Origin of the sequence: Brucella pecoris (assembly GCF_006376675.1) — a bacterium.
Classification (GTDB): Bacteria; Pseudomonadota; Alphaproteobacteria; order Rhizobiales; family Rhizobiaceae; genus Brucella; species Brucella pecoris.
In genome coordinates, this window is record NZ_VEWK01000009.1 from 1 (window position 1) to 22,411 (window position 22,411).

Consider the following 22,411-nt stretch of genomic DNA (forward strand, 5'->3'; position numbering starts at 1 on the left):
TGATAAAGCTATGATGAGCCGAAAATCCTCTCTTCTTAATTAAACCAGTTTTGTCTCAAAGGCCCTGATGTCGGACATTACGGCGACCATCATCGATCTCGTTTTAGCCTGTCGCCAATAAGATCTATCAAAAGACGAACGCGGCGCGGTTGGACGGGGCCTGCCGGATAGACGATCCGAAGATCGGTATTACCTGGCGAAAACTCTTCCAGAATTTCTACAAGCACACCTGAGGCAAGGTCCATCTCCACATCGAGAAAGGACTTCAAAGCGATACCTTGACCGGCAACGCACCATTCGCGAACAAGCCCACCATCGTTAGCCGCTCGTCGCCCGCGAACCATGACATGCCTGACCTCACCGTCAATCCGGAACGGCCACTCTGCATAGAGATCCTGACCAAACCGCACGATCAGACAATCGTGGGCGGTGAGGTCATTTGGGTGTAGCGGCGTGCCTTTTTCTTCAAGGTAGGCCGGGGAGGCGCAGACTAGCCGACGGTTGGTGCCAAGAGAACGGCTGCGAAGGGAGCTATCGACAAGAACTCCGTGGCGGATTGCAAAATCGAACCCCTGACCGACAAGATCGACATAACCATCGCTCAAATGAAGATCGACGGTGACGTTCGGGTGCTCTGTCAGGAATGCATCGATAATCGGCACGATATGCGTCCGCCCGAGGTCCTCGGCAACGCTTAATCGAATTGGCCCAGAAATGGTTTCTGTGCCGAGCTTGATACGACTTTCCAGTTCTTCGGCCTCGGCCAGTAGACGCCTGGCGCCTGCCACGAGCAAACGGCCTTCTTCGGTCAGACTTATCGCGCGCGTCGTGCGGGTGAGCAGGGTTGCACCATAATAGGCTTCGAGCGTAGCCAACCGCTCTGTGACTGTCGCGGGTGATAGCCCCACTTCTCGTCCAGCGGCAGCCAGACCGCCTTTTTCCACGATCCGCAGGAAGAGTGCGAGATTGTCCAGAACCATTATTTGAAATTTCCAAATTAATATTTCGATTTTTTCTCAATTATCCGGATTTTCTGCATGATGTAAACCAGTTTCCGAAAGGAAATGGATATGCAACTTGACCACGTTACCCTGCGCACCCGCAATATTCCCGCCACTCGCGACTTCTTCATCAAACTATTCGGAATGATGCCTGGCGAGCGCCCGGCTCAGATACAGCGCATACCAGGCTGCTGGCTGTACAGCGAAGGTCATCCGCTAGTTCATATTATTGGTTCGTTTGGCAGCCATCTCGATTGCGCTTCCGAGGCGATAGACCACGTCGGATTCCGATTGAACGGCTATGCCGATTTTCGATCCAGACTTGAACGGCTCGACATCCGTTACAGCACGATGGATCTGGCTGACATTCAGGAGCGGCGGCTGTTTTTTCGCGCGCCGGGTGGGCCGTTGCTCGAGGCAGTCTTCGCTGAGCCGATATCTGCAGGCGACGTGAATGCGCCTCCTGCTTCATTCCCGTGAATCTGCTTGAGCCCCACCGTTGCCCCCAATTTTACATCGTCTGACAAAAAGGAAACTCACCATGAAAACGCAATCTCTTCAATCGATCTTCCGCCTTGGTGCCATCGCTCTGACACTGGCTGGCACCATCGCGGTTTCCACGGCATCTGCTGCACAACCGGGTGATTATTGGAGCCCGAGCTGGATGGCTGCAACCCAGCCGATGTGGGACAACAAATTCGTGTTACCGCTTGGCGTTCCTTCTCAGTACAATCAGCAAACCATACGCCAGACGGCACGGCTGAGCATCGGCGGTAGCAAGCTGCGTGTGGTCATCAGCAATGAGGACGGAATTGCGCCGCTGCATATCGGCGCTGCCCATTTGGCTCGTCATGACAACGGCTCTGCCATCGTCGCTAGTACCGATAGCATTGTGTACTTCGGCGGAAAACAGGAGGTCGTTGTTCCTGTTGGTGGGCGTATGATCAGCGACCCGATCAATCTGTCACTGCCGGCACTAACTGAAGTTGCGGTATCGCTTTATCTACCTAAAAACACTCAACCTTCCGGTTTCCACTTCGATGCGCGCGATACCGCATACGTCGTGGACGGTGATATGACTGGAGCCGAGCGCCTGCCTGGTACTGCATCTCAATACAGCACGCGTGTTTTTTTCAGTGGCCTGATCGTGGAAACGGAAAAGACGCCGACTACTGTCGTAGCTCTTGGTGACTCACTGACCGATGGGAACGGTTCCACCCCCGGAGCCAATACTCGTTGGCCGGATGCGTTGGCTGAGCGACTGGCGGAACGCGGTGTCGGCGTTCTTAATGCCGGCATTTCCGGTGGCCGGCTGCTGAAAGATGGAATGGGGCGCGCCGGTCTGGTTCGCGCAGCCCGCGATGTGTTTGCGCAACCCGGCGTCAAAGCTGTTATTGTAAAGTTCGGAACCAATGACATTGGTTGGCCTGGTGGTGGTTTTGCCCCTGACGAGGCTATGGTGAGCGCTGACGACATAATTCAGGGCTATCGCGAACTGATCGAAATGGCGCACGCCAACAATGTGCGCATTATCGGGGGCACGATTGCTCCTAATGAAGGCGTAGCGAAAGGTTCTATAATCGAAGGTCACCACTCGCCTGAAAAAGACAAGATCCGACAGGCGGTGAACCAGTGGATCCGTGAAAGCGATGAGTTTGACGGCGTTGTCGATTTTGACGCAGTCCTGCGCGACCCGGCAAATCCCGCCCGGATGAAGGCTGAACTGGATTCTGGTGACCACTTGCATCCAGGCGATGCTGGATACAAAGCGATGGCAGCCGCGATCGACATTGATGCTCTGCTAGGCAGTTCCTTGAAGCCATGAGGATCAGCGCCGGGGTGGTTCATTGGGGAACCTGCCCCGGTCTTGGCGCCAGAACCTTCGGTGCCGTTGGCCCGCTCTTCAGCAAGTGGGCAATTTGGGCGCTACCGAGCGCGTCACCTCATCGACATCCACCAGTTTCATACCTTCGAGGTTAACAACATCGGTCGAGAGGAAGTGCTGTCGCCGCTCGACACGCTCGGGTGAGCAGGCAAGATTCGCGTTATTCGCGTCTACAATTCCGCTAGCTGGCAAGTGTTGAAGTCACAGGCTGCGGCCGACCATTATGTCTGGCCGCGCAACGCTGCCAATCAGATCTATTACTCTCTGGTCGAACGCGGTCACGGATGGGACCTGAGGCTGCTTGGTGTGGATTACCGGCATCATTGCAAGCGAACGCCACAACGACAACGAGCTGCGCTATGGTCATTCAGGTGAACTTGCACCGGCTTTCAGATCCAACTCTGGATTATTGTTTGCAACTTTTTTGTCCTTTTTCTTTGGCGCTTTGCCCACCTTTGGTTCTACTGGACGGTCAGGAGTGCTTGTAAATTTAATCGCCATGAAGCTCGTCGCACCTTTAATTGCCAATGTTGCTAAAATGTTCTCACGGCACGGATATGTCAGATATCCTTGCCAGTGTCTATCGTTCTGACGTATTGACTGCGCCTCACATCGTATTTTACCGCTTGAGGTAGGGCGCGAAAATCAACGCCTCATCTGCACGATCATAATCACAACCACAATTAGTAGCGCTATGATGAGCGCGCCCTCAACTATGAAATACCATATCATCCGCCCAATCCTGCACACTTTAAAAGCTGCCCCACGATCAGAATGGCTGGGAACAGTACAAAAGTCACGCGAAGGACGAAGTCTGGTCGCCTTAAATCAAGCTTGCTGGTACTTCCTCATCATCATTGTCTGGATTGGGGTCGATCAGATCGGCGTCGGGCAGGGCCTCTGCATGTCCTTGGCTTCATGCCTCCAACCGTTGGAAATAGGCGGTGCATCGCCCATATGTCGCGGTGCAATTATAAAGATTGCACATGCGCTCCTCCTTGTCGCAGCTATTCATCTGCCCGGATCTGCGCATGAGAGATCAGCCCGAAGATGAATGTTCCGCCGATAATGTTCCCGAAAAGTGTAGGTAGTCCGAATTTAAAGATGCTGTCGAACAGGGAAACTTCGCCAATGAAAAGCAGAAAGAGGACTTCAATCGATCCCACAACGATATGGGTTAGGTCACCGATAGCGATGAGGTAGGTGATCAAGAATATCAGAAATATATGGCCTTGTTTGGTACTGTGAAGCATCCAAACCAACGTCGCAATTAGCCATCCAGACATGATGCCCTTGCTGAACAATTCATTGCTTGTACCTTCCATAAGGTGTTTGCCCATCTCGATAAATGTTCGAGTTACCTCTTCAGAAAAAATGGGCATCGACGCCATAACGAAGCCAGCGATCGCTCCGCCAATAAGGTTTCCTAGAAGTACGATGGACCACAAGCGTATCACTTTGAAAAAGCGAGACATTGTAGGCTCTGTCATAAAGGGCAGAACCGGGGTTATCGTGTTTTCAGTGAATAGTTGCTGGTTGGCAATTATCACAATTATAAAGCCGACGGTGTAGCCAGCTGAGCTGAGAAGAAAGAACAAATCGCCGTCAGGAAGGTAGGTCTCAAGGATGCCACGTGCGATCATCGACGTGCTCATCGATATTCCACCGGCAATAGCCGACCACAACAGCGCCATCGCCTCTCTATTCATTTCCTTTTCGCCTTCACGACGAATGAGTTCATGAATAGCCGCTGCTTTTGAGGGGAGACTTTCTTTTAGAACCTCTGCTGATTGGCCGGCTTCTTTCGGTTCAGGCATTAAGGCGTCTCCTCATTGCGCCCTATGGTTGCTTCGCTTTCGAAAGCATTCAGGGGGTATGAGATAACTAGCGCTCTTATTTGCGCCGTCCAGCTAGAGCATCCTCGCCTTCCTGTTTATGAGAACAACAGACCCAAAGCTGGCCGCTCGGCAGTTTGTAACCGAATGATCCCCATTCCTTGCAGTCCTTCGAATTGCAAAAGTGTTCGAACGACTTTCCGACCTTGGCCACGTGCGTGTTGTCGTTCTTATATCCAGCCATTCATCACCTCGGCATCTTCGTAATTCCGAACTGGGCATCGCCTTTTGCCGTACAGGTTTTGCAGCGCATGCGCCTATGCAGGTCAACGAAGTAGGTATGTGTTCCGTATTTGCGTATGAGCATGGTTCTGTCGACCGCCCCGATGTGTCCGCAGCAGCAGCAATATCCGTACAACTCGTACCAGGCGAACAGATCCACAATCCGAGCCGATATCGGAATTTCGGTCAAATAAGGTGGCGGCGGTTTCATCGATCAATAGATGTCTCCCACGACTTGGACTTCTTGTCCGTTGGGCCGTAGGGAACGCCGCCATACAGCCGGATGAACTCTTGCTGGCTTTCTTCAGTTCGGTGCCATTCGGTCAAGAAAAGCACGACCTGAAACGGGTATTTCCTATTGACTAGTGTCATAGGCTGCTCACCGTGCGATCTGCTCATTTCACAAATATCGTCGGCTTCCATCCACGTGCAAAGCCCATCGACATAGCCAGACTGGCGTATTCGATTTCCTTAACGAGAAAGTCTCGGTCCTTAAGAAGCGCGCCTATCGCAGCCTGCACATCGCCTTTGTGGTAGGCGAGAACCAACTCAATTTCGTCGTCGTATTTATATTCCTGCGTAACCGCGTTCATAGTCCCGCTCCCGTGAAGCAAACACACACCTTCCAAAGTGTCTGTAATTGTTATCGGGCCGCCTTCCGATGTTCCTAAAATGTTCTCATTCTGAATGAGAGTCAATCGCGATTTTGGCAAGCTTCCCTATGCCCTTGATGCAAAAGGCGATAGTACCGATAGCGGTAATGTGGGGCTGTCACTCGATTTCAGTTTCGACAATGCCGTGGTCCACGGCCACTGGGTATAGAACCGGTTTCGGTGGTTCCGGCGCCAGAGACTTAGCGATTGCGCTGCGGGTAGGTGCGAAATTCTAGAGTAGGCTGCATGTCATATATGCGCCGTTTAGCGGTTGAGAAAGCCGGGTTTCTGCTCCGTTTTTTCACATCTTGGTTCCACAATAGTCAGGATCACTGGACGATAGGATTCACTAACGCACAATAAACGACCATGGCAATGATAGCGAATTAGCTGCTGTTTTTTGATTTCAAGGACTTACCAATGATCGGATGCATGCCACCGCTTACCTTACTGATATTTGGGGCCGGCATTGGCGCGCTAGCTGGTGGTAACTACGGCGCCGCCTATGGCGCCCTTATTGGCTTGGCTGCCGGGCTCGTCATTATGATCGTTCTGATCTGGGTGCTGATGAAGGCGCGCAACCGGTAATTCGAGGAACAGCCTCCAAAATCCGAAGCGCTGAGTTTATTTAAGCACATCGGTAAAAATCGTTTGAAGCGTTTCGGCTCGAGCAAGTTCCAACCGCGTTCGCTCCACGATAGACCAGGCTAAAAATAGCGCGCAGGCAACAATGACCGTGGCCACATATGTGTTCGGTTTCATGGAATCATCCATTGTGCTGTAACTTCAGCGCAAATGGTATGATTGATGGTAACCGACAATGTTTAAATCTACATGGCTGATATGCAAGTCAGCCTTTTGAGGATAATCCGACCGAATTGAAACGAGGATCGATAAGATTATGCTTTAGGAAGAAAGGTTTAAAGCGCCGATCTGTTTAAAAGCAGATCGAAGCGTGCCGTGGCCTGGCTCAGGCGCAGCTTTTTACATTTTACGGCTTGTATGCCGAGGTCATTGATTAAGTTGGGTCTATCTGCCTCTTAGGGGCCGCCGCGATGGCTCGCTTTCGCCATGTGCTCCCAGACGGAGCTGGAAAGCGATGGCTCCAAAGCTTGATTTTCAGCGTCATTGTCGTCTGTTCGGTTTTCAATGTATCAAGCGCGGAACCTTATCCTTACTCGCCCTATCGGATGAACGTTTGATGTCACAAAAGAGCCGGCAGCATTGCCGAGCGTAGCTGAAAGGCATATGCAATCGGTAGGTCAAATGTTATTTAGGGGCGATAAAAGTAAAGTCCCAACTGCCCCAAGGAACAGCGGGCAACAATCACGCGCGATGATTTTGTGTTACTATCTAGAGCGGGTAATGGCATGCTTCTTCCATGTGCAGGCCGTTTTACCCATTAACAGCAATTCACCCCGCTTCGCTTAATTCTTTTCTGCCTTTTTAGCGCGCCGGCTTACCTTTAACGAACCTAATCCTTTACTATCGCGTTCCAACCGGGCGGCCTTAAGCCGTTCTGTTTTGGCGTCCACCGCAACCTTTTCTGTATGGAGGATCCTTTTTACAGTTTTGTCTGTTATCGCACTTTTGGCGTCCCTGTGCGGGCGGGATATCTTGGAAAGTGTATCTTCGGTCAGTTCAATAGGCTTTTGTTCAAGCATGGTAGGCTCCAATGAAAATGAATTCCTATGTGCGCAAAGAGCGCCTTCGTGATGAGCCGCCACAAGATCGTCTCAGTATATTTGAAAGTTTTGACCAGTCTTCTGATGGTGGCTCCATCTGGTTGCGGGCATCTTTCATGTCACGCTGAGTTGCAGTTAAGTGATTTAAAATGCTCGGACCACTATTCGAGTTGATATCGGAATGGTTACCTTTTTCATGGCTATTCATTCTGAGTATCTCTTTCGGATTTATCACCCTCTGGTGAGCGGCTTAAATAAAAAAGGTCGGGCAACTGCCCGACCCTCAAAGTAAACTTCCCTCGTCTGTGCCAGTACATCCGTGGTCACAAGATGGGAGAAGCTTCAATCAGGCGGCCTGCAAATTGCATGCCGTCATTTTGCCAGATTTGCGATCCTGTTCCAGATCATAGGTCAGCTTCTGGCCTTCATCTAGCGAGTGCATACCTGCGCGTTCTACTGCAGAGATATGAACGAACGTATCACTGCCGCCATTGTCGGGCTGAATAAAACCAAAACCTTTTGTCGCGTTAAACCATTTAACTGTACCGGTGTTCATTTGAACCCCTTTCATAGAAATATTAATGATCGCGCACTAAAGTAACGCGATGATGAAACGATTTTTAAAGGGAGTGTTCGTTCAGCGCACGGTGCTAAATGTGCAATAAGCAAATCTCAGCAAGAAAATATCGATTTTTATTTTATACAACGATAATTATATTCTGTCAAATTAATATTAGTAATAATTGTATTTTGAGTTGACGGCGATTTCAATTTAACAATATTACCTTTGTTTTTGCAGAAGATTATGATTTTCGACCTATGTTCTAGAAGTCACCACGGGGACCATCTTGGAACAGTATCTATCAAGCGGCACGTAAGCCGACGTTCCCTCGGTCTGCGGATCTGCATCCGTTTGAACGTCGCCCATCGCCCCTGCCATGAAATTCCGTAGAATTAACGCAGATTGATTATAATAAGGGCCGGGCAATGGCTTCATCTTGGAAGTGAGATAGCCTGCCTTAGTCATCATCTGCTTCAGTATGCGATGGTTTGTGTGAAAATCCACATTATAGATATTGGAAGACATGGCGTCCTCCTTTCAAATTGCGGGCACGGACAATTCAGTCCTGGTCAGCGTAGCCCGTATTCAAATAATTCGCTGATAATCAAGGGTGGACTGATTGTTTTTTGATAGCAAGCGAACAATTAAGGTCACTTAAAGGCGACACTTTCGATAGATCGCAACTGCGCGCGGCAGATGAGGTAGTAAGTCCTGACGTTGCATTCAGCACGATCTCAGTACCACCGGCAGGGCCGAATTGTTATTCCTGCGGCCTCCGTGACTTAAGCATAAGGATTACGAGCGGTGTTGCAAAGCCTTTTAAGGTCGGCACAGCAAGCCGGTAGGGCATCGTCATATTTCTTGCCGTCATCGACTTGTCTGGCACGACACAGTAATTCCCGACACTATAAAGCTCAACGCAACCATCGTTTCCTCCCGAGATAGATTCCCTAGCCCTGGTGACAAGGGGGTAGGGCCGCGCAAGCTTCCAAGAAATGCAGCGGACTTGCGCGAATTGCTGTTCTTGCGGCGCAACTAAACCCGCGACGGTCAGTCTGATTGTTTCAAAAAATTATGCAGCGACCAAATCTCATAGTCGCGCCAGGGCGGCAACTAAAAATTACTACTCGATGATAAAATCGCGCGCAAATAGAAATCGGTGGTGATATACTCGATGTCTAACGCATAATTAAGTGCGTTCGATCGCTGAAGATCGGATACCATCATGAACAAGTTTGAATGGGTAAAGCCCGCCCTTGGCGGAGCGTTGGTTGGTGCCATTGCAGCAATCGCTGTCGGCTTTTCCGCAGGTGGATGGATCACGCAAGGTACTTCTGAGCGTCTGATTGCATCCAATATGTCTGACGGCGTAGCGATTGCCCTAACGCCTTACTGTCTTGAAAAATCCAGAAACGATCCGGCGGTTGTGAACATCCTTGCCGAGTTCAAGGCCGCGCCAGCTTACTCTCGGCGTAGCCTTATCGAAAAGTCGGGATGGGCAACGCCGCTGGGAACGGAACAGCCAAATACCGCGCTCGCAACTGCATGCGGTAACGAACTGGCCAAGGCGCTTTAAAGCGCCTTGGGTCACCGAATGAGGAGGCTATAATGAGAAAAGAACATAATTCTAACAGTGCTCAGCAAAAAAATACCATGCGCCCACGGCACGATGAGGATAGGGCGGCCAGCAAAAGCGACCTCACAAGTGCCCGTCAACAGATGACGTCGCCATCAAAGGATTGGACCAAGCTGGCGAATATTCTACGACGTGCTTGCGGTGGATTTTCACGTTCACGGTCGCCGCGTCATGTCCTGCCGAGGAGTAAACGCAATGGCCAATGACACCACGGCTCTGGAAAGGAAGGTTCTGGCTCACGAGCAGATCCTTCAGGTTCTCATCGGGCATTTGGCCGAAACCGAACCCAACTTTCTAGATCGGCTGAAGGCTGTATTCACGCGCCATCATGGTCTCGATTCAAATGAACAGAACTATTTTAATACAGCGCAGTATGCCATTAGTTCATTCATGAAATAGAGAAAATTAAATAGTATAAATTGGCGCTTTGATTTTCATAAAGTCCCGAATATTAAGCCAATTTTTTGAGATGAATATTTCTTAATATAATAATTATTAAATCTCTTCTTGTGATTTAATTTAAATGGGTGCACAGTTTATTATCAACAGCAATTAAAACGGGCGCTGTCGTTGGGAGAAGATAAACTCCGGCCCCAAAACGAAGGGGCACGTTATGTCTTCCGCTTCACGCCTGCCGTACTTTGGACCTGAAGATTTCCCTTTGCTTCGCGCTTTTCTGCAACGCTCAGGCTATTCGTTGGACAGGAGCGACAAGCCGGAGACCCGTCTGGAAGCCGCCAAACACCTTTGTGAGATATTCAGCAACGGTCGCCATGATCCTGTGCAGATGCTGGACATGCTTCTGGCAATTCGTGCCCAACGGTTATCTCAATCTATTCAAATGGAGTTGGAAGCCTGGGAGAATGAAGGTGGCCAAACGGCCCCGCAAATCACATCAAAATCGTCAATACTGCGATGGCCCCCTAGAAAGACGCTCCGATTGAGGTTGGCTCATGGTTGATATGATGAGGCCCCGCGCAATAGGCGATGTTGCGAGAGATCATAGGGCTGATGAGGTTCGCCGTGACAAGCTATATCCGGCCATCCGGAATATTGTGCGGATAGAAAACCGGGTCCGGGAACCGTTCAGTGCAAGGTGTTTAGCAAAACATATGCCTGCGACGCATATAACTGGGTTGAAAACCTACTTGAGCATGAACGCGGCGATTTCTCAGCGTGATCGCGAAGCTTATTTCGTGAGGGTCTTTCGAGGCTGGTATCGTCTCAACGATGGTTAAAATATTCGGTGCTCAGAAAATGATAGTTCAACAATCTGTAAATCGTAAGACGCGCGTATATCTGATTGCATTCCTCATAGTATGCATCGATATCGGATTGGTAGCCTGGGTTGTTGGCGTGTACCTTAACTAGTTTCGGGGAATTTAGAGAGTTTGAATTTTAGAACGTCAGCGCTCCAACGAGGATGAAGTCTGCACTTCCATGTATGCCGATATTCCGCACATCGACACTCAACAGGCCATCGCCTTTTTCTGATGATAATTGAACAAGTTCGCCTGCATAGGCCTGCCTGAGCATGTCCATGCTTGCCCACATGACACCTTTTGTAAATTTCTTATCGCCTTCAGTGGCTATGGAAATGCTATAATGGTTCCAATGTTCTTTCCTTCGCAGAATAAGTCAGCCATAGAACTAAATGTAGACATTTCCATAACCGTTCTCCTTGTTGACGAGAAGAATTATAAAGAATACATCTTCTGTAATATTTTGATATAATTAATATATCACAAATTAATACCAGGAGCTCGTTCTTGAGAATCCGTTTGAGAATTTGGTTTCTTTTGTCTGGGGGGCCTGATTCACGCTGTGGATGTGGGCACGAAAGACGCGACGCTGTATGGCCACGATGGACGTAAACCGAGCGATGACCCTGCACAGAGTGAAAGATCAATTTGATTGTCGAGGAATAGGCGCTCGGAGAGGCTACTGGCTCAGCGAGTCCAGTTGATCGTGGCGGATCTGATGGGCGAGTTGGCTTGCTTGAAGTTTGTTGGTTGGTTCGCCACCTCCAGGTGCTGAAGTTCTTGCAACACCCAGCCACCTCTCTGATTAGTGATGATAGTATTCAAGGGACTTTACGTTCACCCGATTTGACGAACCGATTGACTGCAGCTGCTCCTTCCATTTCTTTACGTCGAAAATATATAGCGCGACCGCAGCGGATCGGGCCGTGTCCCTGTACGATAATGATTTGCTCATCCTTGCGCATCGACTGCGTGATTTCGTGCGGCATTATGAGCGGTCGACGCTGGAAGTTGATGCTTTCAGATTTTCGCGAGGCGTTGCCTTTTACATCCCATCCGATGTTACGAGAACTACTCTTCACTTCGACCGTCATCTCTCCGCATTGCGCAGATACGTTACGCGCGGTTTCGAGCGCTTTAACCGCCGCGTAGCTCGCGAACGCGCATCCATCGATCCATGATACCGCACCATCTTTACCGAAATGGCGTTCCAACTGGCCAACGGACTGGTACATCAGCATCATGCTGATCCCGTATTTTCGGCCGCGATCACGTGCCTCTTCCAGTACGCGCATATAGCCAAGCAGGTCGACTTCATCGAGCATGAATAAAACCCGACGCTTGAATGCGCCATCTGCCTCGATCATTGCGTTGATTAAAGAGCCAATGATTACGCGCCCGATCCCCGGATAGGAGCGAAGGATCGATGCGGGGATATTGAGGAATACATCCTTTTCGCCCGCGGCCATCTCGGCAGGTTTAAAGCTGTCGCCGCAGACAAGGGCTGCGTAATTGCCGAGGGATAGCCACTGGGTATCCTTCGATGCCGTAGAGTAGACGCCAGAAAATGTTTGCTCGGTCATGTTGACGAAAACGCCAAGCGTTTCGCGAATGAATGTCGAGGCCGAATGTTCCTGAACGTCGCGTAGCATGGCAAGAACCGATGTCTCCGGTTCGGAAACGATCTGGCGCAGGCTGCGCAGATTGCGTCGACCGGAAAATTCTGGCGAAAGCATTACATGCGCCAGAAGCCCGGTCAGCAGATTGTGCGCCTGGTTCTGGAAAAAAGAGCCTGTTGAACTTTCGAAGCGCACGTTCTCCGACAAAAGCATATGTGCAATGCCGACAATATCTTCCTCTTTCTTGGTCGAAGTTTCAATGCCGTCAAGAACGTTGAAACCCGTGCTCGGAGTAGTCGGATCGAGCACCATGACTTCGCGCCCGAGCTCTTTCCGGCGATGATCGATCACCATTGATGCAACCTCGGATGAAGGGTCGAGGCAAATGATTGGACCGGTATAGACCAGTGCTGTCGGAACAACATTGCTGGTGGTTTTATATCCACCTGATCCCGCAAAAAACAACATATGGGTTGAATCAAAATCCTGGTTGTAGGTTAGCAAGGGCGCTTTTCCACCGCGCCCCCATGTAGACGGATCGTTTGGATCGAATGGCAGTTTATGGATGAGTTCCTTGTCGACGCGATAGCGCTCGCCAACAACGATTTCACCATTTCCTGGAAAGAGCCGTGCTGCCGCTGACATGGGTAGCCAGTCTGCATCTCCCAAGGTTCCGAACCGAGCACGCTTCACTGTTTCGGGCACGACGCTTGAGATGCGTGCCGATACCGCCACAACAATGAAACCAATCGCAGCACTCGCGACGGCCACCATATCGAGAAAGGATAATGCTTGGTCCCATCGCAACGCACCGCTTTCAACGAACGGAGAGAGGCGGGTGATCTCGCGCAGTGTGTAAAAACCCGCGACCAGCAAAAAGCACAAGAGGCTGACCAGGGCGACTGGTCGCCGCCGGTGCAGCGGCAATATATAAACTGTCATGAGCCCGCCGAGTGGCCCCAACAAGAGTGCTGGCACAGGTGAAGCCCGCAGGAACCAGTATTGGGTTTGTCCTGATAAGTCATCGGCCAGTTCCGGCCAATGCCAGTTCGTGACGTAAAAGGCAAAACTGGAAATAACGATCGGCACAAAAACGAACAACCGACCCGGATGCGGTATTGTTCTGGCCATCATTCGGTAGCCTCGCCGAGTGAGCTGAGATTGGCCCGTGACGCTTCAGCTCGGAAAGCAATTTCGCCAATATAATGTAAGCGCCGATATTCGGACGTGTCGGCTGATAATTTCGCCAGTTCCAGCAGTCCGCCCAAAAGGAAGGCCCGATCGACCGCCGACAATCCTGCACGAACGACAATTGCCCCGAGCATGAATTTCTTGCGCGCTTCCTGTTTCCGATCAGCCGCCATGAGGAACTTTCGCCGCCGCTCCAGCGCCACAATCTGGCTCTCCACGCGGCGGATAAGCTGTCCTGCCAACGCTCCTCTTCTCCGTTTCGCGAAATCCCGCAGCGATCTCTTCGAAAATGGTATCGATCTCCTCATCGGTGATTTCCATATCCGCTAGCCCTTCCTTTGTCGCAGCGCGTGCAAAACGGCCTGCTAATTTTACTATTAATAACTTTCTGCGTTTACGCAGCTTTGCAATTTGCGCGTCGATATCCGTGATTAACAATTTGATGACCAATGTGCCGTTCCTCCTCGACGAAGAATCTTGCCGATCCGAAATTTAACTAACTAGAAAATAATAGTTAAATAAACTACCGTATGCAAGTCTCGTTGTGCCGATGCTGGAAACCTTGAGCGGGTTTTCTTCCAGAAGAGCGGCATCGGGTCCGCTACCGGATGATTTGAGGGTAACAGTGCGTCGCTTGCGCTGTGTGCTTGGAAGGTCAGGAGGAAAGTCGTGGCAATCATGTTCATCAGAGCGCAGCTGATCAGTAGGGGAGCGGGGCGCAATGTCATCTCGGCTGCCGCCTATCGCCATCGCACTCGCATGATGGACGAACAGACCGGGATGTCGGTCAGCTTTCGCGACGGTGCCGAGGAACTGATGCATGAAGAACTGGCACTACCTGACCAGGTTCCAGTCTGGCTGCGGACCGCTATTGAGGGGAAGAGTGTGGCCGCGGCAAGCGAGACGCTCTGGAATGCGGTCGATGCTTTTGAGACGCGGGTGGACGCACAGCTAGCCCGTGAAATAATCATCGCGTTGCCGGAAGAACTGACGCGGGCGGAGAATATTGCCCTGGTGCGTGAGTTTGTGAAGGAAAACCTGACCTCAAGGGGCATGGTCGCCGACTGGGTCTATCACGACAAGGACGGCAATCCGCATATCCATCTGATGACGGCTTTGAGGCCGCTAACTGACGAGGGGTTTGGGCTCAAAAAGGTTCCAGTACTGGACCGTGATGGTAAGCCGCTACGTATTGCAGTAACGGGTCGAGCCAAGGGCCAGATCGTCTACACGCTCTGGGCTGGTGACAAGGAGACGATGAAGGCATGGAAGATCGCCTGGGGACAAACAGCCAACCGGCATCTGGCACTGGCTGGCCATGGGATCCGTCTGGATGGGCGCTCCTACGCCGAACAGGGTCTTGACGGTCTCGCTCAAAAGTCTTTGGGGCCGGCAAAGACTGCCATGATGCGTCAGGGCGTCGAAATGTATTTTGCACCTGCCGATCTGGCACGGCGGCGGAAAATGGCCGATCGGTTGCTTGCCGATCCGGGGCTTCTCCTCAAACGGATCGGTAATGAGCGCTCCACCTTTGATGAGAAGGATATCGCAAAGGTAATCCACCGCTATGTCGACGATCCGGCCGACTTCGCCAATATCCGCGCACGGCTGATGGCATCGAATGATCTGGTGCTGTTGAAGCCGCAGCAGGTCGGGCGGCTGACTGGTCAGGCGACCGAACCTGCAATCTTCACCACCCGCCAGATCCTGCGCACTGAATATGACATGGTTTGTTCAGCCGATGTCTTATCGAAGAAGAAAGGGTTCGGGATTGTTGAAGCAAAACGGCTGGCTGCCATACGGAGCGTCGAAACGGGCGATCCACTAAAGCCGTTGAAGCTTGATCCCGAACAGATCGACGCCATTGGCCATGTGACCGGCGATAGTGGTATTGCAGCCGTGGTTGGCCTTGCCGGTGCAGGCAAGTCGACATTGCTTGCGGCAGCGCGCCTTGCCTGGGAAAGTGGACCTCATCGCGTCTTTGGTGCCGCACTTTCCGGTAAGGCGGCCGAAGGACTGGAAAAGAGTTCGGGTATCAGATCGCGCACGCTTGCCGCGTGGGAACATGCCTGGGGAAACGGGCGCGATCAGCTGAAACGTGGTGACGTCTTCGTGGTCGACGAGGCTGGCATGGTTTCCTCGTTGCAGATGGCGCATGTGCTGAAGGCAGCAGAGGAGGCGGGTGCAAAAGTCGTTCTGGTGGGTGATGCGATGCAGCTTCAGCCAATCCAGGCAGGTGCTGCCTTCCGGGCAATAGCGGAACGGATCGGTTCAGCCGAGCTTGCCGGTGTGCGCCGGCAAAGGGAACAATGGGCGTGCGATGCCTCGCAACTCTTCGCCCGTGGCAAGGTCGAGGCGGGACTGGATGTCTATGCCAGGCGTGGACATCTGATCGAGGCGCAAACCCGCGACGCGCTTATCGACCGGCTGGTCAGCGACTGGGCAGAGGCGCGCAAAGAAGCGATCGCGCAGTCACCGTCAGGATCGGGCGTGCGGCCCGAGGCGAGGATCGGACAAAAAGGCCGGGGTGACGAGCAACGGGGTGCCGAGCTACGCGGTGACGCCTTGCTGGTGCTGGCGCACACCAACAAGGACGTCCGCAAGCTGAACGAAGCCTTGCGCAAGGTAATGATGGAGGATGGCGCACTCACTGCTGCGCGCAGCTTCCGCACCGAGCGAGGTATGCGGGAGTTCGCTGCAGGCGACCGGATCATCTTCCTGGAAAATGCCCGCTTCCTTGAACCACGTGCAAGAGGCTCTGGCCCACAATATGTCAGGAACGGCATGCTTGGCACGGTGGTATCCACTGGCCATGCACTGCGTCATCCGCTTCTGTCTGTCCGGCTCGATAGTGGAAACGAAATCGTCCTCAGTGAAGACAGTTATCGTCATATCGATCATGGCTATGCCGTAACGATCCATAAGTCGCAAGGCGCGACCGTCGATCGCACGTTCGTCCTTGCCACCGGCATGATGGATCAGCACCTGACCTATGTATCGATGACCCGTCATCGCGATCGGGCTGATCTTTATGCGGCACGCGAGGATTTTTGGCACAAACCGGAATGGTGGGAGAAACCCCGTATTGACCACGCGACCGGTATGACCGGTGAACTGGTCGCAACCGGCCAGGCAAGGTTTGGGGCGCAGGATGAAGATATAGCCAAAAGCCCTTATGTCGATGTGAAGACAAACGACGGTAAGGTCCATCGCCTTTGGGGTGTCAGTCTGCCCGGGGCACTGTCCAAAGCGGGAGCTTCCAGAGGTGACACGGTTTTCTTGCGCAAAGACGGCGTCGAGACCGTCATGGTGAAGACTGCTGTCGTTGACGGGGAGAGCGGCAAAAAGCGGGTTGAGGAACGCGCAGTCGAACGCAATGTCTGGACGGCAAAACTGGTTGAAACCGCGGACGTGCGTCGGGAGCGGATTGCAAGTGAAAGCCACCGGCCGGCATTGTTCCGGCAACTGGCCGACCGCCTTGCTCGCTCAGGCGCCAAAACCACCACGCTCGATTTTAGGAGCGAGGCTGGCTATCAGGCCCATGTTGATGACTTTGCCCGCAGGCGTGGTATCGGCACACTTGCCGAAGTTGCAGCCGGCATCGAGGCGGGGGCAACCCGTCAACTGGCGTGGTTTGCGCAAAAGCGCCAACAGGTCGCAAAACTGTGGGAGCGGGCAGGCGTGGCGCTCGGTTTTGCCATAGAGCGGGAACGAAACACTTCCTATCATGAGGAGCGGTCCGAAAGCTTCGCCCTGCAAAAACCAGGAGCCTCAACGCCTGTAATTCAAAGTTCTCTCCGTTCCTCCAAAATCCGCCTGCCGGACAATGGCGATGAGGGCCAGGAAGCTCGTACCGTACCGCCGCTGCTTGCTGCCGTGACAACGTTCAAGACATCGGTGGAGGTTGAAGCGCGCGAGAGGGCAGTTGCCGCAATCCACTACCGCCGTAACCGAGCAGCACTTGCTGAGACAGCCTCTCGTATCTGGCGCGATCCCGCCGGTGCTGTCGACATGATCGAGGACCTGATCCAGAAAGGCATTGCAGGCGAGCGGATCGCGGCAGCCATTGCCAATGACCCGGCTGCCTATGGTGCCCTGCGCGGTTCCGGCCGCATCATGGACAAGCTTCTTGCCACCGGTCGTGAACGAAAGGCCGCGCTTCAAGCCGTATCGGAGGTGGGAGGCTGTGTTCGCTCACTGGGATCCTCGTGGACGCGGGCACTTGATGTGGAGACGAGAACAATCCGTGAGGAGCGCGAGCGTATGGCGGTTGCCATTCCTGGATTGTCATCAACGGCCGACGGCGCGCTGCGGAAGATAACAGAGGTGATGAAGAAGAAGGGCGTCAGGCTTGAGGACGTAACGGGTTCGCTTCAACCTCATATAGTTCAGGAATTTGCAACGGTGAGTAAGGCACTCGATCTCAGATTCGGGCGCAACGCCATCCTGCGAGGCGAAAAGGATCTCATCAATCGCCTGTCGTCAGCACAGCGACCAGCCTTCGAGGCGCTGCAGGGCAAGTTGAAGATTGTTCAGCAAACGGTTCGCAACCACCAAAGCCAGCAGATCGTAGCTGAACGTCGGCAGCGTAGCTTAAGTCGGGCGCTTGACCGCGGTCACGACATTAAACATTGAGTATCTGGAAGAGCTGGGAGCCCTTCCCATGCCTTGACCGCAGGTTCGGGTCGCGGCAGGTTTTTAACAATGCCAGTGCGAACTTCTGGGTATGGCGTAAAACGGGCCAATGCCGATAATGTTCGTTCTGATGCTTCTTGACAATCAACCTACTAGAAGGTAGGTTTAGCTCATGAGCAATCTATCTACAACCTCTGACGATATTCTCAGTTGCGCCAAAACCCTGATCATATCGGGTGGGTACAATGGGTTCAGCTATGCGGACATCGCTAGTGTCGTGGGCATCCGTAAGGCAAGTATCCATCATCACTTCCCGAGCAAAGTCGATTTGGTGAAAGCGCTGATTGTGCGGCATCGCGAAGACACGGAAGCCGGTTTTGCCAATCTGGAGAGCAAGGTCGTCGATCCGCTTGAGCAGTTGCACGCCTATACTCAATATTGGAGTGCGTGCATCACGGACGGGACTGCGTCCTTTTGTGTGGGTGCGCTTTTGGCAAGCGAGCTTCCGGTGTTACCTCAGGAACTCATTCCCGAGATTCAGGCCTATTTCCGAGCCTTATCAAGGTGGCTGACGTCGGTTCTCACTCGCGGTGAACAACTAGGTCGTATCCGCTTGATGGAGGGGCCTGAAATCGAAGCCGAAGCCTTTATGGCTACCGTCCATGGTGCGATGTTGTCGGCAAGAGCCTACGGAGATCCGAAAACGTTCTCGCTGATAGTTGAGCCATTGTTGGGCAGATTATCGGCAGCATAGTAATTCTGGTTCAACGATGGATGGGCTTGGCGACGAAAACTACCAACTGGTAGGGAGGCAATTGTGACGATTGAACTGCGATGTCTGGCTGCGTCCAGCATTCTGGCGTTACTATTTTTTAACATTCCTCGACTGAAACGATCCCGGATATCTCGGGATCGCGATCCTGCGTACCTAACCCCATTCGCTATTGCCGTGCTGGTCGCGCATGCGGCAAACATCTCGAATAGGGCGACTATCGCAGGTGCGACACTATTCCTCGTAGCGGCAGTTGTCGGGGTGATCGGTGTATTCTTGGAAAATGTTGCAATGGTAAAGTGGGTGGATGTCGTTGCTACCGTCAGTACGGTCTTGATTTATTCGCAACTCGTTTGATGTCCTGGGTGGCTGATGGAAGAAACCGCCTCAAAAAACTACCTACTAGTAGGTTTGAAGCTTGATAGGAGCACTTGATATGTTTGGGATTTCCCCGCTTGGCTGGTTACACACAATTGGGAGTTTGCCTGCCATACCTTTGGCCATCTACATGCTTGCCCGGTATGGGCGAATCGTACCGCGGTCGAAATCCGGTGCCGCCTATTTTGTCTCAATGCTTATTGGTGCCGCCACGACGTTTCTCGTCGCACACCAGCCGATCAGCTACATTATCGGTGCGGCAACGATGGTTTTGTTGATTGCGGGATATGCGGTTGGATACATATCGATTTTTGGCCGTGCAGTTGGCTATCTGGAAACGATCTTTTTAAGCTTTACGGCATTTCTGCTGATGGTGCCGGCGGTAAGCGAGATTTTGCGTCGCGTGCCGGACGGTCATCCTTTCGTGACCGATCTCAAGTCACCATTACTGCTTGGCACCCAGGCCGGTTTATTGTTCATTCTCATTGTGGGGCTGACGGTTCAGCTCATTTGTCTGAGGAAACAGAACGCACGGTGATCGTCTGGAAGGAACCTTTTCATTCTACTCGTGAAACTCAAAGGTCGCGGGGAACGATCAGCTCCGTCGAAATCATTTCGGGTAGGTCGGTTGTTTGAACGGGTTCGTCTAGAAGCTCAAATGCACGCTCGATCATCGCCTGGACATTCTGACGGATCATCACAATCGGGAAGTGGAGAACTTCAATGAAGGGATCCCAATCGAAACATCCGATGGAACACTCTCTAACCTCATCAACCGAAAGCGTTTTGAGAAAGCTGACGACGCCCTCAAAAGGGCTTGTCGAATTGACGAATAGTGCCTCTGGTAGCCCGTTCAATTTGTTGTAAATATCACGGATCGTCTTTGCAGCGATATCGGGACTATACCCATTCGTCATGATGCCGTCAGCGTGAACCGGAAGGCTTAGCGCAGCCAGCTCATCCTGGTAGCCCTGCACCCGCGCACGTGTGTTGTGGTCGCTGTCCACCCCGCCGATGAAGTAGAAACTGTTTTCTTCCCGACGTGACCTGCGACTGGCAATTTGTTGTGTGAGCTGACGGGCGCCATCATAATTGTCGCTGATAACGGAAGCGCCGTGTTTGCCTGGGAGATCTACATTGATGTGTTTCAGGTGAGCCGCTTCACAAAGCCTGGCGACACTGTCCGGGTCAGTTGCGCCAGCGATCAACAAGGCGTCGACGTTATGGGCGATCAGTGTTTCCACGGTACTGCGTTCCTGTTGTGGGTCGCGCAATGTGCTGGCCACGACGGGGACAAGATTGCGTGAGCGCGCCACCGTTTCAAACGAAGCTGCCATAGAACTGAAATAGCGATTGTCCAGCATCGGCAAGATCATGCCGATCAGGCCGGAATTTGATATGCGAAGTCCGCGTGCCTGAAGATTGATTGTATATCCAAGTTCGCCCGCTATACCTTGTATTTTATCGGCCGTCGCCTTAGTAATTCTTCGGTTTTTCCAAGATCCATTCATAACTGAAGCAACGGTCGAGGCGGATACACCAGCTCTCTCCGATATATCATAGATGGTTACTTTCCGGGGAGTATTCATTAAGTGCGCTTATCCGTCTGAACTGGGCCCCGATCTTAGCGGGCTGATACCGTTCGCTGCAAGTAGGAGCGGGGCGCAATCCAATCTATTCCTCCGCCATTTTCCTCTTGACCACATGCCGGGTGTTGAGCAATGGTAATGCTGCACTATCGATGGTGCAACATGTTTATACCCCAGGTGATGCGATAAGCAGCAATGCGAAGCAGCGCCTTAGGAGTGGCATTCATGGAGTGGGAGGCCGCTACGGGGACAAATATGGGTGGAGCGGGGGATCAAATTCGCCTGCAAGGTTGTGCAAACCAGAAACTGAAAACAGTGGGAGTGAGACATGAAGAATTTACTTGGTAAGGCCGCTTTTGCTGCGGTTGTGCTATCATCTTTCGCAAGCAGTGGCGCACAGGCGGAAGTGAAGGATGCAGTGGTCGGCTTTTTGATGCCGGATCAGGCATCCACACGTTATGAGGAGCGCGACTATCCAGGTTTCGCAGCCGAGATGAAAAAAATATGCGAAAGCTGCAAGGTGCTTTATCTCAACGCCGATGGCGATGCGAGCAAGCAGCAGCAGCAGTTCAACTCGGTCATTTCGCAAGGTGCGAAGGTGATCGTGCTTGACGCGGTCGACACGGCAGCGGCAGCTTCGCTAGTCAAGCTCGCCCAGTCGCAGGATATCAAGGTCATCGCTTACGACCGTCCGATCCCGGATGCGACCTCCGATTTCTACGTGTCGTTCGACAATGAAGCCATCGGCAAGTCAATTGCGGAATCGCTGGTTAAGCACCTGAAGGACAAAGGAGTTGCGGGTGACAAAGGTGGCGTGCTGCAGATCAACGGCTCACCGACTGATGCCGCAGCTGGTCTCATCAAAAAGGGTATCCATGCCGGACTGAAGGATAGCGGTTACAAGACGCTTGCCGAATACGACACGCCTGAATGGGCACCAAGCAAGGCTCAGCAGTGGGCGAGCGGCCAGATCACTCGCTTCAATGACCAGATCGTCGGCGTTGTGGCTGCCAATGACGGCACTGCAGGCGGCGCGATTGCAGCCATGAAGGCAGCTGGTATCGATCCGCTTCCGCCGGTCACGGGCAATGATGCGACGATTGCCGCACTTCAGCTCATCATTTCGGGTGATCAATACAACACAATCAACAAGCCATCTGAAATCGTTGCTGCTGAAGCCGCGCGCGTGGCTGGCCAGCTTCTCAACAGTGAAACCCCGAAGGCTGAAGCCACGCTCTACAACACACCATCGAAGCTTTTCGTTCCGGTGGTTGTGACGGCTGAAAACCTCAAGGCGGAGATCATCGACAAGAACATCGTTTCAGCCGAAACGCTGTGCGTCGACCGTTATGCCGATGGCTGCAAGAAGCTCGGTATCACAAAGTAACCCAACCATCGCGTCCGGCCTCGGCCGGACGCATTCTCT

General features: G+C 52.4%; 23 protein-coding genes. 11 read left to right on the top strand and 12 right to left on the bottom strand.

The features are described 5' to 3' along the window. Positions 1–89: 89 nt before the first annotated feature. A complete protein-coding gene (locus FIB18_RS16105) occupies positions 90–980 on the bottom strand; it encodes a LysR family transcriptional regulator (RefSeq protein ID WP_140021669.1) in 891 nt (296 codons plus the stop codon). A 90-nt stretch (positions 981–1,070) separates the two neighbouring features. Between FIB18_RS16105 and FIB18_RS16110 the strand changes: the two genes are divergently transcribed. Together FIB18_RS16110 and FIB18_RS16115 are read left to right on the top strand one after the other, a co-directional pair. Next, positions 1,071–1,481 (top strand): VOC family protein, encoded by a 411-nt coding sequence (locus FIB18_RS16110; RefSeq protein WP_140021670.1) that lies wholly within the window; start codon positions 1,071–1,073, stop codon positions 1,479–1,481. Positions 1,482–1,542: 61 nt separating this feature from the next. After that, complete coding sequence (locus FIB18_RS16115; protein WP_140021671.1) at positions 1,543–2,826, top strand: SGNH/GDSL hydrolase family protein; 1,284 nt, start codon at positions 1,543–1,545, stop codon at positions 2,824–2,826. Between the two features lie 423 nt (positions 2,827–3,249). Here the strand turns inward: FIB18_RS16115 and FIB18_RS24835 are convergent, their stop codons facing one another. The 3 genes from FIB18_RS24835 to FIB18_RS16135 form a co-directional block, all read right to left on the bottom strand. Beyond that, positions 3,250–3,387 (bottom strand): hypothetical protein, encoded by a 138-nt coding sequence (locus FIB18_RS24835; protein ID WP_158295712.1) that lies wholly within the window; start codon positions 3,385–3,387, stop codon positions 3,250–3,252. A 506-nt stretch (positions 3,388–3,893) separates the two neighbouring features. Then, a complete protein-coding gene (locus tag FIB18_RS16120; RefSeq protein WP_140021672.1) occupies positions 3,894–4,703 on the bottom strand; it encodes a formate/nitrite transporter family protein in 810 nt (269 codons plus the stop codon). 695 nt (positions 4,704–5,398) lie between these two features. Further along, positions 5,399–5,596, bottom strand: coding sequence for a CUE domain-containing protein (locus FIB18_RS16135; protein WP_140021674.1), 198 nt, complete (start codon positions 5,594–5,596; stop codon positions 5,399–5,401). A gap of 94 nt (positions 5,597–5,690) precedes the next feature. On the opposite strand from FIB18_RS16135, the gene FIB18_RS25365 reads away from it, so the two are divergent. Beyond that, positions 5,691–5,825 (top strand): hypothetical protein, encoded by a 135-nt coding sequence (locus FIB18_RS25365; RefSeq protein WP_268899006.1) that lies wholly within the window; start codon positions 5,691–5,693, stop codon positions 5,823–5,825. A 263-nt stretch (positions 5,826–6,088) separates the two neighbouring features. Next, on the top strand, positions 6,089–6,244 hold the full coding sequence (locus FIB18_RS24840) for a hypothetical protein (protein WP_168436628.1): 156 nt from the start codon (positions 6,089–6,091) through the stop codon (positions 6,242–6,244). 36 nt (positions 6,245–6,280) lie between these two features. On the opposite strand, the gene FIB18_RS24845 is transcribed toward FIB18_RS24840, so the two are convergent. From FIB18_RS24845 to FIB18_RS16150, 4 genes are all read right to left on the bottom strand, one after another. Continuing rightward, positions 6,281–6,418 carry a hypothetical protein gene (locus tag FIB18_RS24845; RefSeq protein WP_158295714.1) on the bottom strand — a complete coding sequence of 46 codons (138 nt, stop codon included), beginning with the start codon at positions 6,416–6,418 and terminating at the stop codon, positions 6,281–6,283. A 665-nt stretch (positions 6,419–7,083) separates the two neighbouring features. After that, positions 7,084–7,320, bottom strand: a complete 237-nt coding sequence (locus FIB18_RS16140; RefSeq protein ID WP_140021675.1) for a hypothetical protein — start codon at positions 7,318–7,320, stop codon at positions 7,084–7,086. A gap of 367 nt (positions 7,321–7,687) precedes the next feature. Further along, the gene (locus FIB18_RS16145; RefSeq protein ID WP_140021676.1) at positions 7,688–7,897 is read right to left on the bottom strand and encodes a cold-shock protein; all 210 of its coding nucleotides are present in this window, start codon (positions 7,895–7,897) and stop codon (positions 7,688–7,690) included. A gap of 261 nt (positions 7,898–8,158) precedes the next feature. After that, entirely contained in the window at positions 8,159–8,428 is a 270-nt protein-coding gene (locus tag FIB18_RS16150; RefSeq protein WP_140021677.1) for a hypothetical protein, read from the bottom strand. A gap of 700 nt (positions 8,429–9,128) precedes the next feature. Between FIB18_RS16150 and FIB18_RS16155 the strand changes: the two genes are divergently transcribed. Both FIB18_RS16155 and FIB18_RS16165 read left to right on the top strand, forming a co-directional pair. Then, positions 9,129–9,479 (top strand): hypothetical protein, encoded by a 351-nt coding sequence (locus tag FIB18_RS16155; RefSeq protein WP_140021678.1) that lies wholly within the window; start codon positions 9,129–9,131, stop codon positions 9,477–9,479. A gap of 255 nt (positions 9,480–9,734) precedes the next feature. Continuing rightward, a complete protein-coding gene (locus tag FIB18_RS16165) occupies positions 9,735–9,938 on the top strand; it encodes a hypothetical protein (RefSeq protein WP_140021680.1) in 204 nt (67 codons plus the stop codon). A gap of 1,684 nt (positions 9,939–11,622) precedes the next feature. Here FIB18_RS16165 and traG read toward each other — a convergent pair. The 3 genes from traG to FIB18_RS16180 are packed head-to-tail and all read right to left on the bottom strand — an operon-like array spanning position 11,623 to position 14,061. Then, positions 11,623–13,554: a Ti-type conjugative transfer system protein TraG gene (gene traG / locus FIB18_RS16170; protein ID WP_140021681.1), complete on the bottom strand. Its 1,932-nt coding sequence runs from the start codon at positions 13,552–13,554 to the stop codon at positions 11,623–11,625. Further along, positions 13,551–13,784: a conjugal transfer protein TraD gene (locus FIB18_RS16175; RefSeq protein WP_140021682.1), complete on the bottom strand. Its 234-nt coding sequence runs from the start codon at positions 13,782–13,784 to the stop codon at positions 13,551–13,553. The genes traG and FIB18_RS16175 overlap by 4 nt, the downstream gene beginning before the upstream one ends. Further along, a complete protein-coding gene (locus FIB18_RS16180; protein ID WP_140021683.1) occupies positions 13,774–14,061 on the bottom strand; it encodes a TraC family protein in 288 nt (95 codons plus the stop codon). Before FIB18_RS16180 ends, FIB18_RS16175 begins: the two co-directional genes overlap by 11 nt. 219 nt (positions 14,062–14,280) lie before the next feature. Between FIB18_RS16180 and traA the strand changes: the two genes are divergently transcribed. From traA to FIB18_RS16200, 4 genes are all read left to right on the top strand, one after another. Further along, complete coding sequence (gene traA, locus FIB18_RS16185) at positions 14,281–18,246, top strand: Ti-type conjugative transfer relaxase TraA (protein WP_140021684.1); 3,966 nt, start codon at positions 14,281–14,283, stop codon at positions 18,244–18,246. A gap of 172 nt (positions 18,247–18,418) precedes the next feature. Further along, a complete protein-coding gene (locus tag FIB18_RS16190; RefSeq protein ID WP_140021685.1) occupies positions 18,419–19,000 on the top strand; it encodes a TetR/AcrR family transcriptional regulator in 582 nt (193 codons plus the stop codon). Between the two features lie 63 nt (positions 19,001–19,063). Further along, entirely contained in the window at positions 19,064–19,375 is a 312-nt protein-coding gene (locus FIB18_RS16195; protein WP_140021686.1) for an MAPEG family protein, read from the top strand. A 79-nt stretch (positions 19,376–19,454) separates the two neighbouring features. Further along, positions 19,455–19,934 carry a hypothetical protein gene (locus tag FIB18_RS16200; protein ID WP_140021866.1) on the top strand — a complete coding sequence of 160 codons (480 nt, stop codon included), beginning with the start codon at positions 19,455–19,457 and terminating at the stop codon, positions 19,932–19,934. Positions 19,935–19,971: 37 nt separating this feature from the next. Here the strand turns inward: FIB18_RS16200 and FIB18_RS16205 are convergent, their stop codons facing one another. After that, complete coding sequence (locus FIB18_RS16205) at positions 19,972–20,985, bottom strand: substrate-binding domain-containing protein (protein ID WP_140021687.1); 1,014 nt, start codon at positions 20,983–20,985, stop codon at positions 19,972–19,974. Between the two features lie 328 nt (positions 20,986–21,313). Here FIB18_RS16205 and FIB18_RS16210 point away from each other — a divergent pair, with 328 nt between their 5' ends. Next, a complete protein-coding gene (locus FIB18_RS16210; RefSeq protein WP_140021688.1) occupies positions 21,314–22,372 on the top strand; it encodes an ABC transporter substrate-binding protein in 1,059 nt (352 codons plus the stop codon). Positions 22,373–22,411 lie beyond the last annotated feature (39 nt).

Coding starts and splice junctions, on each gene's coding strand:
- FIB18_RS16105 (WP_140021669.1), bottom strand. CDS start 980: ATGGTTCTGGACAATCTCGCACTCTTCCTGCGGATCGTGGAAAAAGGC.
- FIB18_RS16110 (WP_140021670.1), top strand. CDS start 1,071: ATGCAACTTGACCACGTTACCCTGCGCACCCGCAATATTCCCGCCACT.
- FIB18_RS16115 (WP_140021671.1), top strand. CDS start 1,543: ATGAAAACGCAATCTCTTCAATCGATCTTCCGCCTTGGTGCCATCGCT.
- FIB18_RS24835 (WP_158295712.1), bottom strand. CDS start 3,387: ATGGCGATTAAATTTACAAGCACTCCTGACCGTCCAGTAGAACCAAAG.
- FIB18_RS16120 (WP_140021672.1), bottom strand. CDS start 4,703: ATGCCTGAACCGAAAGAAGCCGGCCAATCAGCAGAGGTTCTAAAAGAA.
- FIB18_RS16135 (WP_140021674.1), bottom strand. CDS start 5,596: ATGAACGCGGTTACGCAGGAATATAAATACGACGACGAAATTGAGTTG.
- FIB18_RS25365 (WP_268899006.1), top strand. CDS start 5,691: ATGAGAGTCAATCGCGATTTTGGCAAGCTTCCCTATGCCCTTGATGCA.
- FIB18_RS24840 (WP_168436628.1), top strand. CDS start 6,089: ATGCCACCGCTTACCTTACTGATATTTGGGGCCGGCATTGGCGCGCTA.
- FIB18_RS24845 (WP_158295714.1), bottom strand. CDS start 6,418: ATGAAACCGAACACATATGTGGCCACGGTCATTGTTGCCTGCGCGCTA.
- FIB18_RS16140 (WP_140021675.1), bottom strand. CDS start 7,320: ATGCTTGAACAAAAGCCTATTGAACTGACCGAAGATACACTTTCCAAG.
- FIB18_RS16145 (WP_140021676.1), bottom strand. CDS start 7,897: ATGAACACCGGTACAGTTAAATGGTTTAACGCGACAAAAGGTTTTGGT.
- FIB18_RS16150 (WP_140021677.1), bottom strand. CDS start 8,428: ATGTCTTCCAATATCTATAATGTGGATTTTCACACAAACCATCGCATA.
- FIB18_RS16155 (WP_140021678.1), top strand. CDS start 9,129: ATGAACAAGTTTGAATGGGTAAAGCCCGCCCTTGGCGGAGCGTTGGTT.
- FIB18_RS16165 (WP_140021680.1), top strand. CDS start 9,735: ATGGCCAATGACACCACGGCTCTGGAAAGGAAGGTTCTGGCTCACGAG.
- traG (WP_140021681.1), bottom strand. CDS start 13,554: ATGATGGCCAGAACAATACCGCATCCGGGTCGGTTGTTCGTTTTTGTG.
- FIB18_RS16175 (WP_140021682.1), bottom strand. CDS start 13,784: ATGGCGGCTGATCGGAAACAGGAAGCGCGCAAGAAATTCATGCTCGGG.
- FIB18_RS16190 (WP_140021685.1), top strand. CDS start 18,419: ATGAGCAATCTATCTACAACCTCTGACGATATTCTCAGTTGCGCCAAA.
- FIB18_RS16200 (WP_140021866.1), top strand. CDS start 19,455: ATGTTTGGGATTTCCCCGCTTGGCTGGTTACACACAATTGGGAGTTTG.
- FIB18_RS16205 (WP_140021687.1), bottom strand. CDS start 20,985: ATGAATACTCCCCGGAAAGTAACCATCTATGATATATCGGAGAGAGCT.
- FIB18_RS16210 (WP_140021688.1), top strand. CDS start 21,314: ATGAAGAATTTACTTGGTAAGGCCGCTTTTGCTGCGGTTGTGCTATCA.